Consider the following 15724-nt stretch of genomic DNA (forward strand, 5'->3'; position numbering starts at 1 on the left):
AGAACCTCCCATGAACACCACCTCCCGTCGCGATTTCTTCCGCAAGTCGGCCGGCGCCATCGGCGCGGCCTCGGCCCTCACCATGCTCCCGCCCGTGATCCGCAAGGCCCTGGCGGTCGAGGCCGCGGTCGACACCGGCTCCATCAAGGACATCAAGCACATCGTGATCCTGATGCAGGAGAACCGCAGCTTCGACCACTACTTCGGCACGCTGAAGGGCGTGCGTGGCTTCGGCGACCGCTTCCCGCTGCCGCTGGCCAACGGCAAGTCGGTGTTCTTCCAGTCCAACACCACCGCGGGCACGCCCGAGATCCAGCCGTTCCGCCGCGACTCCACGATCGCCAACGCGCTGATCGGCTCGGGCGCGCCGCACAACTTCCCCGACATGCAGGGCGCCTGGGCGCAGGGGAAGATGGACCGCTGGATCCAGTTCAAGGGCCAGGTGGCGATGGGCTACTACCTGCGCGAGGACATCCCGTTCCAGTTCGCGCTGGCCGATGCCTTCACGATCTGCGACGGCTACCACTGCTCGATCCTCACCGGCACCGATCCCAACCGCATCGTGTTCTGGTCGGGTTCCAACTTCAACCCCGAGCTGCGCAAGAAGGGCATCAACAGCACCGACACCGATTCGGAACCCGTCAACTCGCGCTGCTGGCCGAGCCCGTCGAACTGGATCGCCGGCAACCCGCAGGAAGCCGACGGCACCGGCCAGAAGAACGCGACGACGGGCGCCTACAACTACAAGTACGTCAACAACGCGTTCAAGTGGGACACGCTGCCCGACGTGCTGCAGAAGAACGGCATCAGCTGGCACATCTACCAGAACATGAACAACAACTGGACCGGCGCCATGAACGGCTGCCTGGCGTTCCAGAGCTTCCGCACCGCGCAGCCCGGCTCGCCGATCTACCAGCACGGCCTGACCGGCGGTCCCGCCGCGGCCGACGGCGCCACCAACTTCCTGGCCCAGCTCAAGCAGGACGTGATGAACGACACCCTGCCGCAGGTCTCGTGGGTGCTGCCCACGCAGGCGCTGGCCGAACACCCGGGCAGCAGCGAAGGCACGGCCGGCGCGGCCGACTTCATCTCCGACGTGCTGAGCGCGCTGACCTCGAACCCCGCGGTCTGGAGCAAGACGGCGCTGTTCGTGACCTTCGACGAGAACGACGGCTTCTTCGACCACCTGGCGATGCCCGCCGTGCCCTCGTACGACGCCAACGGCAACCTGATGGGCAAGTCGACCGTGCCGCTCGATGGCGAGTACTTCGACGCCTCGGTCGGCAGTTACCTCAACGCCGCCGACACCGTCAGCGGCAAGATCCGCCCCTGGGGCCTGAGCTCGCGCGTGCCGATGTACGTGGTGTCGCCGTGGAGCAAGGGCGGCTGGGTCAACTCGCAGGTGTTCGACCACACCTCGATGGGCCGTTTCCTCGAGAAGCGCTTCGACATCACGATCGACGCCATCAGCCCCTGGCACCGCGCGGTCTGCGGCGACCTCACGAGCTGCTTCGACTTCGTCAGCCCGAACGATCCGGTGGTGCCCAAGCTGCCCGACACCAGCGGCTATCCCGCCATCAACACGGCGCAGAGGGCGCTGGGCAACACCGGCGTCATCACCAAGGCGCCCGTGCCCGCCACGCCGCTGTTCCAGGAGACCGGCACGCGCTTCTCGCGCGCGCTGCCCTACGAGCTGCACACCAGCGCGCGCGTCGAGGCGCGCGGCCTGGTCTCGCTGATCTTCAGCAACACCGGCGACCAGGGCGCGGTGTTCCACGTCTACGACAAGCTGCACCTGGACCGCATCCCGCGCCGCTACACGGTGGAAGCCGGCAAGCAGCTGCAGGACTACTGGGACACCGGTGCCACCGACGGCGGCAAGTACGACCTCTGGGTCTACAGCACCAACGGCTTCGTGCGCAGCTTCAGCGGCGATGCGATGGCCTTCAATTCGGCCGCCTTCAGGCCCGAGGTCCAGGTCTGCTACGACCCGGCCGCCGGCAACGTCTACGTGAAGGTGCACAACAACGGCAGCATCGACGGCGAGGTGACGGTGCAGTCGAACGCCTACCGCACCGACGGCCCCTGGACGCTGAAGGCGCCGAAGGGCGACATGGGCATGCTGCACTGGGAGCTCAAGGACAGCGGCCACTGGTACGACTTCACCGTGACCGCCGGCAACGCCGTGCGCCGCTTCGCGGGCCGTGTCGAGACCGGCAAGCCCACCGTGAGCGACCCCGCGATGGCGATGCACCTGCAGGCCTGAGCGCGCTTCCACCCCCACGAGGAGAAACACCATGAAGAAGAACAAGCGCATGCCGCGCGGCGCCAGCCTGCTCGGCGCCTCGCTGGCCCTGGCCGCGATCTGCGGACCGGCCCTGGCCCAGACGGTGCCGGTGGTCTGGGACCCGGCCAAGGCCAACCTCGGGATCGGCACCGGTGCCGGCACCGGCGTCACCGGCAGCAACAACCAGGCGATCGGCGAGGGCGCGGGCAACACGGTCAACGGCAGCGGCAACCAGGCCATCGGCCAGAACGCCGGCAACAACGTGACCGGTTCCACCAACCAGGCCATCGGGCAGGGCGCCGGCAGCAACGTCACCGGCACCAGCGACATCTCGATCGGCCTGGGCGCCGGCAACAACGTCAGCACCAACTGGAACCTCGCGATCGGCAACAACGCCGGCACCAACGTGTCGGGCGGCAATGCCAACGTCGGCATCGGCTTCGAGTCGGGCCAGAACGTCAAGGGCGGCTGGAACCAGTCGATCGGCCGCAGCGCGGGCGACAACGTCACCGGCGACCACAACAACGCCACCGGCTTCCACGCCGGCAGCGGCGTGACCGGCAGCGACAACAACGCCACCGGCACCAACGCCGGCATGACCGTGACCGGCAGCAACAACAACGCCATGGGCAACGGCGCCGGCAGCAAGGTCACGGGCAGCGACAACACCGGCATCGGCACCAATGCCGGCAGCAACGTGACGGGCAGCAACAACGTGTCGCTCGGCGAGGGCGCGGGCAACAACGTCGGCACCAACTGGAACCTGGCCATCGGCGAGGGCGCGGGCAGCAACGTGTCGGGCAAGAACGCCAACCAGGCGATCGGCTACTACGCGGGCACCAACGTCAACGGCGGCTGGAACCAGACCATGGGCCGCAGCTCGGGCCAGAACGTGACCGGCGACTACAACAACTCGACCGGCTACGCGGCCGGCTCGAACGTGACCGGCAGCCGCAACGACGCCACGGGCCAGAACGCCGGCCAGAACGTGACCGGCAACGACAACGAGGCCTACGGCACCGGTGCCGGCAGCAACGTCAAGGGCAACGGCAACCAGGCCTACGGCACGGGCGCGGGCAACAACGTCAACGGCAGCAACAACCTGTCGATGGGCCAGGGCTCGGGCGCGGGCGTCACCGGCGTGGGCAACCAGGCCTCGGGCATGCAGGCCGGCGCGGGCGTCTCGGGCAACAACAACATCGCCACCGGCCAGGCCGCGGGCGGCGGCGTGCAGGGCAGCAACAACGTGGCCTCGGGCACGATGGCGGGCCAGGCGGTCAGCGGCAACTCGAACCTCGCGCAGGGCAGCAGCGCGGGCCAGCACGTGCGCGGCAACGACAACATCGCGATCGGCTCGGGCTCGGGCGCCTACGTGAGCGCCAACCAGACCGCCTCGATCGGCGCCGGCGCGCGCGCCAGTGCCGACAACGCGCTGGCCATCGGCACCAACGCGCAGGCCTTCGAGGACTCGGGCGTGGCGATCGGCAACGGCGCCGTGGTGAACCATGCGAACAGCGTGGCGCTCGGTGCCGGCAGCGCGACCACGCGCGGCGCGCTCAACAACTACACCGCCATCGGCATGGCCGGCGTGCAGTCGTCGATGGGCGAGGTGGCGCTGGGCAACCGCCAGATCACCGGCGTGGCCCCGGGCAGCGCGCCCACCGACGCCACCAACGTCGGCCAGGTGCAGGGCATGGTGAAGGAGGGCGTGAGCCAGGCCAATGCCTACACCGACACCGTGGCCGCGCAGGGCCTGCCGGTCGGCAAGGCCTACACCGACCTCACGGCCGCCCGCCTGCAGAGCCAGATCGACGACACGGCCCGCCGTGCCTACGCCGGCATCGCCAGCGTGGCCGCGATGGAGGCCGCGCCGATGGTGCCCGGCAAGATCAGCTATGCCGTGGGACTGGGCAACTACCGCAGCGAGAGCGCGATCGGCGGCTCGCTGCGCCACACCTCGCAGGACGGCCGCTACAGCGTCACGCTCGGCGTGGGCGCGAGCAGTTCGGGCGTGGTGACGCGCGTGGCGCTCACGGGCGTGTTCGACTGAGGACGGTGCCGGCGGGGCGGAGGGGCGGAGGGGCGGAGGGGCTCTGCTATAACGCAGCGGCCCCGTTCAACCCGCCGCACCCCTCATGCACAACACGTCGCTGACGCTGCTCAAGTGGATCTTCATCGCCGTCGGACTGGGCCTGCTGCTCATCGCGATCGTGGTGCCCAACGAGGCCAAGTGGCTGCTCACGCTGCTGGGCCTGATGTTCACGGGCGTGGGCGGCGGCATCCTGTTCATCGGCGAACGCAACGCGAAGCGCGCGGCCTGGCTGCTGCAGCACGGCCAGCGCATCGATACCGAGCTGCGCGAGGTCGAGCTCAACACCACGTTCCAGGTCAATGGCCAGCATCCCTACCGCGCCATCGTCGAGGCGCGCGCCGGCTTCGGGCGCGAGCTGCGGCAGTTCCGCAGCGCCAACATCTGGTTCGATCCCACGCGGCACCTGAGCGGGCGCCCGATCGCGGTCTACGTCGATCCCGCGAACCCGAAGCGCTACCACGTGGACCTGTCGTTCCTGCCGCCGCGCGGCTGAGCTTCAGCGCACTTCAGCGAACCAGCGCGAAGCGCGCGTGCAGCCCGCCCACGGCCGAGGGCGACACCCAGAGGTCGAAGTCGCCGGGCTCCACGGTGGGCCGCAGGTCGCGGCCGATGAAGGCCAGGTCGGCCGCGCGCAGCGCGAACTCGACCTGCACCGAGGCCCCGGGCGCGATGCGCAGCTTGCGGAAATCCTTGAGCTCGCGCACCGGCCGCGTCACGCTCGCGGTGCGCTGCGCGATGTAGAGCTGCACCACCTCCTCGGCTTCGCGCTGGCCGGTGTTGGTGACGGTGGCGCGCACGCGCAGCGTGCCGTCGGCCATCGACAGCCGCTCGCTGTCGAGCGCGACGCCGTCGTAGCGCACCGGCGCGAAGCCCAGGCCGAAGCCGAAGGGATAGAGCGCCTCGTTGGAGGCCTCGATGTAGCGTGTCTTGAAGGCGGTGCCGGGCGCGTCGCTCGGCAGCGGCCGGCCGGTGCGCTTGTGGGCGTAGTAGTAGGGCACCTGTCCCGCTGCCTGCGGAAAGCTCACCGGCAGCCGGCCCGAGGGATTGAAGTCGCCGAACAGCACGTCGGCGATCGCGTGGCCGGTCTGCACGCCGAGGAACCAGGTCACGAGGATCGCGCGCGCATCGCGCGCCACCGGCGGCAGCGCCATCGCGCGGCCGTTGCTCAGGAGCACGACGATCGGCTTGCCGGTGGCGGCGACCGCCTCGGCCAGCGCCTGCTGCACCAGCGGCAGGCCGATGTCGGCGCGCGAGCGCGATTCGCCCGACATGCGCTCGCCCTCGCCGATGGCCAGCACCACCACGTCGGCCTGGCGCGCCGCGGCCACCGCGGCCTCGATGCCGCCGGGCAGCAGCGACTCGACGTTCGAGCCGCGCGTGACCGTGAGCGAGGCCGCGTCGCCGAGCGCGGCGCGCAGGCCCTGGTCGATGCCCACCGGCGCGCTCTGGCCCGGGAACAGGCTCCAGGCGCCCAGCAGGTCCTGCGTGCCCGAGGCGAAGGGGCCGATCAGCGCGACCTTGGTGCCGCTTTTCGCGAGCGGCAGCAGCGCGCCCTCGTTCTTCAGCATCACGATCGAGCGGCGCGCGCTCTCGCGCGCCAGCGCGATGAAGGCCGGGTCCTCGGCGCGCTGCGCGGCCGGCGGGCCGTCGAGGCCGCGCATCGGCTGGTCGAACAGGCCGAGCCTGAGCTTGGCGTACAGCACGCGGCGCACCGCGTCGTCGAGCCGCGCCATCGGCACCTCGCCCGCGGCCACCAGGCCCGGCAGCTCGCGCATGTAGAGGCCGCTCTGCATGCTCACGTCGGTGCCCGCGAGGAAAGCCTGCTTCGCGGCCTCGCGGCCGTTGGCCGCGTAGCCGTGCGCGATCAGTTCCTCGTCGGCCGTGTAGTCCGACACCACGAAGCCGGCGGAAGCCCCACTCGCCGCGCAGCACCCCGGTCAGCAGCGCCGGATTGGCGGTCGAGGGAATGCCCGAGATCTCGTGGAAGCCGCTCATCAGCGACAGCGCGCCCGCGTCGAGCGCGGCGCGGAACGGCGGCAGATAGACCTCGCGCAGCGTGCGCTCGGAGATGTCGACGGTGTTGTAGTCGAGCCCGCCCTCGGCCGCGCCGTAGCCCGCGAAATGCTTGGGCGTGGCGAGCAGCGCATCGGCGCGCGACAGGTCGTCGCCCTGGAAGCCGCGCACGCGCGCGGCGGCGAAGCGGCTCGCCAGCAGCGGGTCCTCGCCCACGCCCTCGATGCCGCGGCCCCAGCGCGCATCGCGCGCGATGTCGACCATGGGCGCGAAGGTCCAGCGGAAGCCGTCGGCGCTGGCCTCGACCGCCGCCGCGCGCGCGGTGCGCTCGGCCAGCGCGGGTTCCCAGCTCGCGGCCTCGGCCAGCGGCATCGGGAAGATGGTGCGAAAGCCGTGGATCACGTCGGCGCCGAAGATCAGCGGAATGCCCAGGCGAGACTCCTGGACCGCGATGCGTTGCAGCTCGCGCTTGCGCGTCAGGCCCTCGTTGTTGAAGAGCCCGGTCACGCGGCCCGCGCGTACCTCGTCGGCCTCGAGCTGCGCATTGCGCCGGTTGGCCTGCGGGTTGCCGGGGATGTTGGTGTCGGCCGGGCCGTAGAGGCTCAGCTGGCCGACCTTCTCCTCGACCGTCATGCGCGCGATCAGCGCTTTGATGCGCGGCTCGGTGGCGGCCGGGGCGGGCGAGACGGGAGACTGGGCGGAGGCGAGGAGGCTGGCGAGGAGGCCGAGGGCCAGAAGGAGGAGCGGGGGCTTTTTTTCCGACATGCATGGCCCTCCATTCTGCAGACATCGCCCGCCGCGGCCGCAAGCAGGTTTCCGCCATGGCCGTAGGGCGATGTCCGACCTGCCCGCGCAGGCCCGGGCTATTCGGCCGTCGCGCCCGACTCCTTCGCGACCTTGACCCACTTGGTGGTCTCGCTGCCAATGAAGGCCGCGAGCTCGGCGGGTTTCATGTGGCCGGCCGTCACGCCCTGTTCCTCGAAGCGCTTCACGACGTCGGGCTGCTGCAGGGCGCGCGCGAGTTCGGCGTTGAGCCGCTGCACGATCTCGGGCGGCGTGCCGTGCGGCGCCATGAGCGCGAACCAGGTCGTCATGTCGTAGCCCTTGAGGCCGGCCTCGTCGAGCGTGGGCACGCCGGGGTAGGCGGGCGAGCGCGCCTTGGTGGTGACGGCCAGCGCATGCACCTTGCCGGCCTTGACGTGCGGCGAGGCCGAGGGGCTGGTCTCGATCGCCATCTGGATCTGGCCGCCCATCAGGTCGGCCATCATCGGCGCGCCACCCTTGTAGGGCACGTGCACGATCTCGGTCTTCGTCATCGAGCGGAACAGTTCGCCCGAGATGTGCTCGGTGCTGCCGTTGCCGGCCGAGCCGAAGTTGACCTTGCCGGGATGGGCCTTGATGTAGGCCACGAGTTCGGCCACGGTCTTCGCGGGCACCTTGTCGTTGACGATCAGCACGTTGGGCGTGGAGGCCACCATTGCCACCGGGTCGAAGTCGCGCTGGAAGTCGTAGGCGAGCTTCTTGTAGAGGCCCGGCGCGATCGAATGCGCGATGGTCGCGAGGAACAGCGTGTAGCCGTCGGCCGGCGCCTTGGCCGCGATGGTCGCGCCCACGGTGCCGCCCGCGCCGCCGCGGTTGTCGACGATCACCGGCTGCTTGAGCGATTCCGAGAGCTTCTGCCCACGGTGCGCGCGACGATGTCGGTGGTGCCGCCGGCCACGAAGGGCACGACGAGGGTGATGGGCTTGCTCGGCCAGTCGGCGGCGAGCACGGGCAGGGTACCCGCGCCAAGCAGCAGGGTCGCGAGGGCGGTGCGGAGGAAGGCTTGTCTTTTCATGGTCGTGGGGGTCTTGGTGTTTTTATGAAGAGGGTGGTCAGGCCACGCGGTTCAGCAGCGGCAGGCCGGCGTTCCAGCGCCGCAGGTTGTCGAGGAAAAGGGCGGCCACGCGCGCCTCGTTGCCGTCCGAATGGCCGGCCGTGTGCGGCGTGACGATGACGTTCGGCAGCGACCACAGCGGCGAGTCGGCGGGCAGCGGCTCGTGCGCGAACACGTCGAGGTAGGCACCCGCGAGCGCGCCGCCGCGCAGCGCCTCGATCAGCGCGGCTTCGTCGACCACCTCGCCGCGCGCGACATTCACGAGCCGCGCACCCGGTGGCAGCAGCGCGAGCGCTGCCGCATCGACGAGCCCGCGCGTGCGCTCGGTCAGCGGGCAGGCGAGCAGCAGCCAGTAGGCGCGCGGCAGCACCTGGCCGATGTCCTCGAAGCGCACGCTCTCGACGGCGGGCGCCAGCGCTGCATCGCCACTGCTGCGCACCGAGACCACGCGCAGCCCGAGCGCCGACAGCAACGCGCCCAGGCCCTGCCCGATCGGTCCCCAGCCCACGATCACCGCGGTCTGGCCCGCGAGGTCGCGCGGCAGCCCGCTGCCCACGAGCGGCGCCCAGGTCTTCTCGCGCTGCGCCGCGAGCAGTTGCGGGAAGCGGCGCGCGAGCATCAGCACGCCGGCCAGCGCGGTCTGCACCACCACGCCCGCGTTGGCGCCCGAGGAGGTCGTGACCTCGACGCCTCGCGCGCGCAGTTCGCCGTACACGGGCCGGTCGGCGCCCGAGGAATGGGCATGCACCCAGCGCAGCGAGGGCGCGTGGCGCAGCGCATCGTGGAAGCGCAGGGTGTGCGGCAGCAGTTCGTGCTTGGTCGACAGGCCGGTGACGTCGCGCGAGACGAAGGCCACGTCGGCATCGTCGCCCTCGGCCACCACCAGGTGCGCGCGGCCGGCCAATGCCTCGGCCAGGCCGGTGCCGGCCTGAAGCGCGGCGGCTTCCGTCATCAGAATGCGCAGCGGCCCGCTCATTCGGCCGTCGCGCCCGACTCGCGAACGATGCTCTTCCATTTCTCGTACTCCTGCCGCGTGAACCGGCCGAACTGCTCGGGCGTGCCGCCCACCGGGTCGGCGCCCTCGCGGATCATCTGCGCTTCGAGCGAGGGCAGCGCGTCGTTGACCGATTTGTTGAGCAGCGCGATCACCGGCGCGGGCGTGCCCTTGGGCGCGAAGAAGCCGAACCAGGAGCCGGCCGAGAAATCGCCGAAGCCCTTCTCGGCCACGGTCGGCACGTCGGGCAGCGAGCGCGAGCGCTTGAGGCTGCTGACCGCGATGGCGCGCAGCTTGCCCGCGCGGATGTGCGGGATCACCGAGGGAATGGTCGCGAACATGAACTGGATGCGCCCCGCGAGCAGGTCGGTGAGCGCGTTGGCGCCCTTGTAGGGCACGTGCAGCGTCTCGGCGCCGATGCGCTTGCCGAGCATGTAGCTCGACAGGTGCGAGGAGGTGCCGATGCCGGTCGAGCCGTAGTTGAGCTTGTTGGGGTTGGCCTTGGCATAGGCGATGAACTCCTCGAGCGTCTTCGCGGGCACCTCGGGGTTCACCACCAGCACGTTGGGCACGTCGGCGATCTGCACCACGGGCACGAGGTCGCGCAGCGGGTCGTAGGGCAGGCTCTTGTAGAGCGTCTGGTTGACGGCCATCGGGCCCACCGAATTGACGATCAGCGTGTAGCCGTCGGCCGGCGCGCGCACCACGAACTCGGTGCCGATGTTGCCGCCGCCGCCGGGCTTGTTGTCGATCACGAAGGGCTGGCCGAGCTTCTCGGACATCTGCTGCGTGACGGCGCGCGCGAGGATGTCGGTGGTGCCGCCCGCGGTGAAGGCGACGACCACGCGCACGGGCTTGGCGGGATAGGCGGCCTGCGCCTGCGCGCGCGGCGCGGCGCCGAGGCCGGCGGCCAGCAGCAGGGCCGCGGCCATTCCCAGGAGCGGTCGCGGCAGGAGGGAGGGCTTGTCTCGTTTCATTCTTGTGATCCTCGGAGGGGTGGATGGGCTCTACACGGGCGGGGGGAAAGTCGTACAGCGCGGCCGGGTTGTCGACCAGCACGCGCCGGCGCTGCGCCGCGTCGGGCAGCCAGCGCGCCAGCAGGTTCAGCAGGGCGCCGTCGTCGGGCACCTGCGCGGGCTCGAAGTAGTTGATGTGCGGCCAGTCGCTGCCCCACACCACGCGCTCGGCATTGGCCTGCAGCAGCGCTTCGGCGAAGGGATCGATGTCGGCGTAGGGCGCGCCCAGGCCGGTGTTGCGGTCGGCGCCCGAGATCTTGGTCCAGGCCTTGCCGTCGGCCAGCAGTCGGCACAGCGTGCGGAAGCCCGGGTCGTCGATGCCGCGCGTGGCCGCCATGCGGCCCATGTGGTCGATCACCAGCGGCAGGCCCAGGCGCAGCAGGCGCGGCGCGAGCTCGATCAGGTCGGGCGCGTGGATCCAGATCTGCGCATGCCAGCCGCGTTCCGCGAGGCGCGGCGCGAGTGCCTCCAGCACCTCGATGCCCACGCCGTTGCGGTAGACCGCATGGCCGTCGCGCTGGAACAGGTTGAAGCGCACGCCGCGGATGCCCGCCGCATGCCAGCGGTCGAGCTCGGCATCGCCGGTGTCGGCGCGCGGCACGGCGATGCCGCGCAGGCGCTCGGGGTACTGCGACAGGGCTTCGAGCACCGCGCCGTTGTCGGTGCCGCTCGCGCTGCCGGTCACCAGCACGCCGCGCGCGAGGCCGAGCCGGTCGAGGTGCGCGATGAAGGCCGCGCCCGGATATTCGGCGGGCGTGTAGCTGCGGTCCTCGGCGAGCGGGAATTTTGCGTAGGGACCGAAGACGTGGGCATGGCTGTCGCAGGCGCCGGGCGGCAGTGCGAAGGCCACGGGTGCGAAGGCTTCGTGGGGAGGCAGGCAGGGGCGGGTCATGCGGCTGCCTCCTCAGTCGACCTTGAGCTTGCCGCTCTTCGCGAGCAGGCGGGCGCCGGCGTCTTCCTTCTTCAGCGTCGCGAGCCACTCCTCGGGCGAGGAAGCCTGGCCGGGACTGCCGACGGAGATCAGGCGGCGCTTCACGTTCTCGTCGGCCAGCGCCTTGCGCAGCGCGGCATTGAGCGCCTGCACCACGTCGGCGGGGGTGCCGGCCGGCGCGAGCAGGCCGGTGGCGGTGGTGGCGTCGAAGTCCTTGAGGCCGGCCTCGCGCAGGGTCGGCACGTTCGGCAGCGCGGGGTCGCGTTCCTTCGACATCACGGCCACGGCGCGCAGCATGCCCGACTGGATGTGGGCGGCCGAGCTCGTGAGCTGGTCCACCACCAGGTCGATCTGGCCGCCCAGCAGGTCGGTGAGGGCCGGGGCCGAGCCCTTGTAGGGCACGGTGTTGAGGCTCAGCTTGCCGGCCTGCTCGAGCTGCAGCAGCGCGATGTGGTTGGTGGTGCCCGGGCCCGCATGGCCGGCCGTGACCTGGCCGGGCTTGCCACGCGCGGCGGTGAGCAGGCCCTCGATGTCCTTGTACGGACCCTGGCCGCGCACCGCGATCACCAGCGGCGTGGTGGCGGCGAGGCCGATGGGCGCGAAGTTGTCGAGCGCATAGGTGGTCTTCGTCATCAGCGGCAGCACCACCAGCGCGTTGGGCGTGCTGACCAGCAGCGTGTAGCCGTCGGGCTGCGCGCGTGCCACGTAGGAGGCGCCGATGGCGCCACCGGCGCCGGCGCGGTTGTCCACGATCACCGACTGGCCCAGGATCTGGCCGAGCGCGGGCGCGAGCGTGCGCGCGACCACGTCGAGGTTGCCGCCGGGCGCGAAGGGCACGACCAGCGTGACGGGCTTCTGCGGGAATTTCTGCGCGAAGGCGGGAACGGCCATGGCCGCGGCGAGCAGCGCCAGCACGGCGGGGAACAGTCTTCTTTTCATCGGGAGTCGTCTTGGTTCTTCTGGGGGAGGCGGGGAGGCGGGGGCTTCAGTCGCGGAAGCCCGGATCCATGCGGTCGAGCTTGCGCAGCAGCGCCGGCCATTCCATGAGCCCGTAGGGGCGGCGCGTGCCGGGCTGGTAGTTGTTCCAGGTCTCCTCGAGCACCTCCTGCGGCACCGCCTTGAGCGGCGTGTTGCACGACATCGCGCCGATCTGCGCGCGGCAGGCCAGCTCGAGCCGGTGCATCCAGTTGAAGGCCTCGCCCACGCTGCGGCCCACCACCAGCGCGCCGTGGTTGCGGAAGATCACGGCCTCGCTGTCGCCCAGGTCTTCCAGCAGCGAGGCCTGCTCGGCGGTGTTCAGCACCACGCCCTGGTAGTCGTGGTAGCCGATCTTGAGGAAGCGCATCGCGGTCTGCGTGAGCGGCAGCAGCCCGCATTCGAGCGAGGACACCGCCATCGAGGCCCAGCTGTGGGTGTGGATCACGCAGGCAACGTCGGGCCGTGCGGCATGCACCGCGCTGTGGATCACGTAGCCGGCCTTGTTGATGCCGTAGTTCAGCTCGCCGAAGTCGGGCGAGGACAGGATGTTGCCGTCCTGGTCGACCTTGATCAGGCTCGAGGCGGTGATCTCCTCGTACATCATCCCGTAGGGGTTGATGAGGAAGGCGCCCTTCTCGCCGGGCACGTGCGAGGAGATGTGGTTGGCCATCATGTCGGACATGCCGTAGAGGTCGACCAGCCGGTAGCAGGCGGCGAGGTCGATGCGCGCCTGCCATTCGGCGGCGGAGCACTGGTCCTTCATGGAGGGAATCTGGAGTACGCCAGGGTTGGTCATCGCACGGGTCCTTTCTTCGATATCGGTGTGGGTTCCGGGGGCAGGTTCAGTCGGCGCCGAGCTGCAGGCGGCTGGGCAGGCGCTTCTCGATCGCGAACTTCAGCAGCGCCGCGCAGCGGAAGATGCCGTGCGCGAACTTGCCGTAGGGCAGCGTGAGGAACAGTGCCATCACCACGCCCAGGTGCACGGCCAGCAGCAGCGCCATGAATTGCGTGTCGCGCCAGGCCAGCAGCGCCAGGCCCGTGAGGCTGGTCAGCAGCAGCAGCGCGATGAAGCCGCGGTCCATGGGCCGCTGCGCGACGTCGCCATGCGCCGGGTCGCGCCGCAGGTTGAGCCACAGCAGGCCGATCGGGCCGACCACCAGGCCGATGCCGCCGGCGGTGCCCAGCAGCACCGGCAGGCTGGTCAGCGCATAGGGCGCATGCAGGTCGAACAGGTAGTGGTAGAGCGTGGCCACGCAGGTCGACGCGAAGCACAGCATGAAGCCGTAGAAGGTGAAGTGGTGGAAGCGCCGGCGCCACAGCGTGAAGCGGTCGTCCTCGTTGTTGCAGCCCTCGCCGTGGCCGCCGCCGAGGTACTTCAGGCGCAGCGCGTCGTGCGCCGCCTCCGCGCTCGCGGGTCCGCGCACGCCCGCCATGGCCGGCGCGTTGCCGGGGTCGTTGGCCGGCGAGACCTCGCGCCAGAAGCGCCGCACGCCCAGGGCCAGCGCGAGCAGCACGAACAGCGACACCGCGCCGAACAGCAGCGCGAGGAAGTTGTGCGGGAAGATCGCGTAGAAGTTGCCGGCCAGCGGCTCGTGCAGCAGCGAGCCGCTCATCGCGACCGCGAGCACCAGGAACAGCGCGAGGCCGCCGGCCAGGGCCAGTGCGACCGTGAGCCCCGCCTTCTCGTAGAGCGAGCCCATCGCGGCGGGCCAGGCGTAGTCGTGGTAGGTCTGCATGCGCACCTGGGCCATGGCCTGCGGCACGTTGACCGCGAACTCGTGCGGCGGCGCGTACTGGCAGGCATGCAGGCAGGCGCCGCAGTTGTGGCAGAGGTTGGCCAGGTAGTGCGTGTCGGCCTTGCCGAACTCGAGCCGCCGCGTCATCGCGGGAACACGGCGCAGAAGCCTTCGCAGTAGCGGCAGGCGTTGCAGATCTGCAGGATGCGCGCGACCTCGCCCTCGGGGGCGGTCAGCGGAAGGGCGGGCTGGATCGGGATCACGCGCGACGGGGTGGCGCCGATGCCGTCCGCATCGGCACGCGCGCGGGCGACGAGATCAGTGAGCTGCTGCAAGAGGGGTCTCCGGGGAATTCTTCGAAATGTTCTTGGCGGCCTTCGCTGCCTGCGTGCCGGCGATGCGGCCGAAGGCCGTGCCGATGCTCATGCCGACGCCCGCCGTGTAGCCCTTGCCGAGCACGTTGCCGGCCATCATTTCGCCGGCCACGAACAGGTTGGGGCTGGGCCGGCCGCCGAAGCGCACGGCCGCGGTCTCGTCCACCTTCAGGCCCAGGTAGGTGAAGGTGATGCCGGGGCGCACCGGGTAGGCGTAGAAGGGCGCGGTGTCGAGCGGGCGCGCCCAGTGCGTCTTGGCGGGCGCGAGGCCCTCGGTGTGGCAGTCGTCGAGCGCGGTGTGGTCGAAGCGGCCGACGCGGCAGGCGGCGTTGTAGTCCTGCACGGTGCGCACGAAGGTGGCTTCGTCCAGGCCGATCTTTTGTGCCAGCTCGCCGAGCGTGCCGGCCTGCGTGCCGGTGAACACCGGCGGCATGAAGCGCCCGACCGCCTTCTGGTCGATGATCGACCAGGCGATCTGCCCGGGCTGCTGCGCCACCAGCCGGCCCCAGATCGCATAGCGCTTGGGCCAGAAGTCCTCGCCCTCATCGTAGAAGCGCCGGGCTTCGCGGTTGACCACCACGCCGAGCGAGACGCAGTCGATGCGCGTGCAGATGCCGCCGTCGTAGAGCGGCGCGCGCGCGTCGATGGCGACCATGTGGCCCTGCGAGGGATCGCCGATGCTGTCGGCGCCCGCGGCGATCATGTGCTCGAGCAGCACGCCCTGGTTGAAGCGCGTGCCGCGGATCAGGAAGTTGTCGGCCGGCCATTCGCCGCGCTCGTTCTGGCCCCAGGCCTCGCGCAGCCATTCGCGGTTCGACTCGAAGCCGCCGGCCGCGAGCACGCAGCTCTTCGCCGCGATGCGTTCGCCGGCCTCGGTGCGCACGGCCACGAAGCGCTCGCCGTCGAGCTCGACCGAGGCCACGGGCGTGTCGTAGCGGATCTGCACGCCGAGCCTCTCGGCGCTGCGGAAATAGGCGTTGACCAGCGCCTTGCCGCCGCCCATGAAGAAGGCATTGGTGCGCGCCACGTGCAGCGCGCCCGACAGCGGCGGCTGGAAGTGCACGCCGTGGCCGCGCATCCAGTCGCGGCAGTTCGATGAGGCGCGGATCACGAGCCGCGCGAGGTGCTCGTCGGTGAGGCCGCCCGTCACCTTCAGCAGGTCCTGCCAGTACTCCTCTTCAGGGTAGGCATCGACCAGCACGTCCTGCGGCGCGTCGTGCATGCAGCGCAGGTTGCGGGTGTGCTGCGAATTGCCGCCGCGCCATGCCTTGGGCGAGGCCTCCAGCAGCAGCACCGAAGCGCCGGCCTCGCGCGCCATCAGGGCGGCGCACAGCGCGGCATTGCCGCCGCCGACAACCAGTACGTCTATCACTCGTGGGTCTCCTTGGAATCCAGGAGACTGTAGGCAGCGCGGCCTTCACGCGAAA

9 protein-coding genes and 4 pseudogenes are annotated in these 15724 nt (G+C 70.5%); 3 read left to right on the top strand and 10 right to left on the bottom strand.

Features of this window, described 5'->3' with window-relative positions:
- Positions 1 to 10: 10 nt before the first annotated feature.
- The 3 genes from ACHMXE_RS24730 to ACHMXE_RS24740 all read left to right on the top strand — a co-directional run bounded on the left by ACHMXE_RS24730 (position 11) and on the right by ACHMXE_RS24740 (position 4872).
- Positions 11 to 2266 (top strand): phosphocholine-specific phospholipase C, encoded by a 2256-nt coding sequence (locus ACHMXE_RS24730; RefSeq protein ID WP_395351935.1) that lies wholly within the window; start codon positions 11 to 13, stop codon positions 2264 to 2266.
- Between the two features lie 31 nt (positions 2267 to 2297).
- On the top strand, positions 2298 to 4337 hold the full coding sequence (locus ACHMXE_RS24735; protein WP_395351937.1) for a YadA family autotransporter adhesin: 2040 nt from the start codon (positions 2298 to 2300) through the stop codon (positions 4335 to 4337).
- Between the two features lie 85 nt (positions 4338 to 4422).
- Positions 4423 to 4872 (top strand): DUF3592 domain-containing protein, encoded by a 450-nt coding sequence (locus tag ACHMXE_RS24740; RefSeq protein ID WP_395351939.1) that lies wholly within the window; start codon positions 4423 to 4425, stop codon positions 4870 to 4872.
- Positions 4873 to 4885: 13 nt separating this feature from the next.
- On the opposite strand, the gene ACHMXE_RS24745 is transcribed toward ACHMXE_RS24740, so the two are convergent.
- The 10 genes and pseudogenes from ACHMXE_RS24745 to tcuA all read right to left on the bottom strand — a co-directional run bounded on the left by ACHMXE_RS24745 (position 4886) and on the right by tcuA (position 15669).
- The gene (locus tag ACHMXE_RS24745; RefSeq protein ID WP_395351941.1) at positions 4886 to 6274 is read right to left on the bottom strand and encodes a glycoside hydrolase family 3 C-terminal domain-containing protein; all 1389 of its coding nucleotides are present in this window, start codon (positions 6272 to 6274) and stop codon (positions 4886 to 4888) included.
- Positions 6275 to 6347: 73 nt separating this feature from the next.
- Positions 6348 to 7157 (bottom strand): annotated as a pseudogene (locus tag ACHMXE_RS24750) (glycoside hydrolase family 3 N-terminal domain-containing protein); the annotation flags it as partial.
- A 98-nt stretch (positions 7158 to 7255) separates the two neighbouring features.
- Positions 7256 to 8229, bottom strand: a pseudogene (locus tag ACHMXE_RS24755) (tripartite tricarboxylate transporter substrate binding protein).
- 37 nt (positions 8230 to 8266) lie between these two features.
- Positions 8267 to 9220 (bottom strand): D-2-hydroxyacid dehydrogenase, encoded by a 954-nt coding sequence (locus ACHMXE_RS24760; RefSeq protein ID WP_395352798.1) that lies wholly within the window; start codon positions 9218 to 9220, stop codon positions 8267 to 8269.
- A gap of 20 nt (positions 9221 to 9240) precedes the next feature.
- The gene (locus tag ACHMXE_RS24765; RefSeq protein ID WP_395352800.1) at positions 9241 to 10239 is read right to left on the bottom strand and encodes a Bug family tripartite tricarboxylate transporter substrate binding protein; all 999 of its coding nucleotides are present in this window, start codon (positions 10237 to 10239) and stop codon (positions 9241 to 9243) included.
- 58 nt (positions 10240 to 10297) lie between these two features.
- Positions 10298 to 11170 (bottom strand): annotated as a pseudogene (locus tag ACHMXE_RS24770) (amidohydrolase family protein); the annotation flags it as partial.
- Between the two features lie 12 nt (positions 11171 to 11182).
- Positions 11183 to 12148, bottom strand: coding sequence for a tripartite tricarboxylate transporter substrate binding protein (locus tag ACHMXE_RS24775; protein WP_395351943.1), 966 nt, complete (start codon positions 12146 to 12148; stop codon positions 11183 to 11185).
- Between the two features lie 46 nt (positions 12149 to 12194).
- Complete coding sequence (locus ACHMXE_RS24780; protein WP_395351945.1) at positions 12195 to 12983, bottom strand: class II aldolase/adducin family protein; 789 nt, start codon at positions 12981 to 12983, stop codon at positions 12195 to 12197.
- Between the two features lie 46 nt (positions 12984 to 13029).
- Positions 13030 to 14258, bottom strand: a pseudogene (gene tcuB, locus ACHMXE_RS24785) (tricarballylate utilization 4Fe-4S protein TcuB).
- Complete coding sequence (gene tcuA / locus ACHMXE_RS24790) at positions 14242 to 15669, bottom strand: FAD-dependent tricarballylate dehydrogenase TcuA (RefSeq protein ID WP_395351947.1); 1428 nt, start codon at positions 15667 to 15669, stop codon at positions 14242 to 14244. Before tcuA ends, tcuB begins: the two are co-directional and overlap by 17 nt.
- Between the last annotated feature and the right edge of the window lie 55 nt (positions 15670 to 15724).

This window comes from Variovorax sp. UC122_21, from assembly GCF_044056785.1.
GTDB lineage: Bacteria > Pseudomonadota > Gammaproteobacteria > Burkholderiales > Burkholderiaceae_C > Variovorax.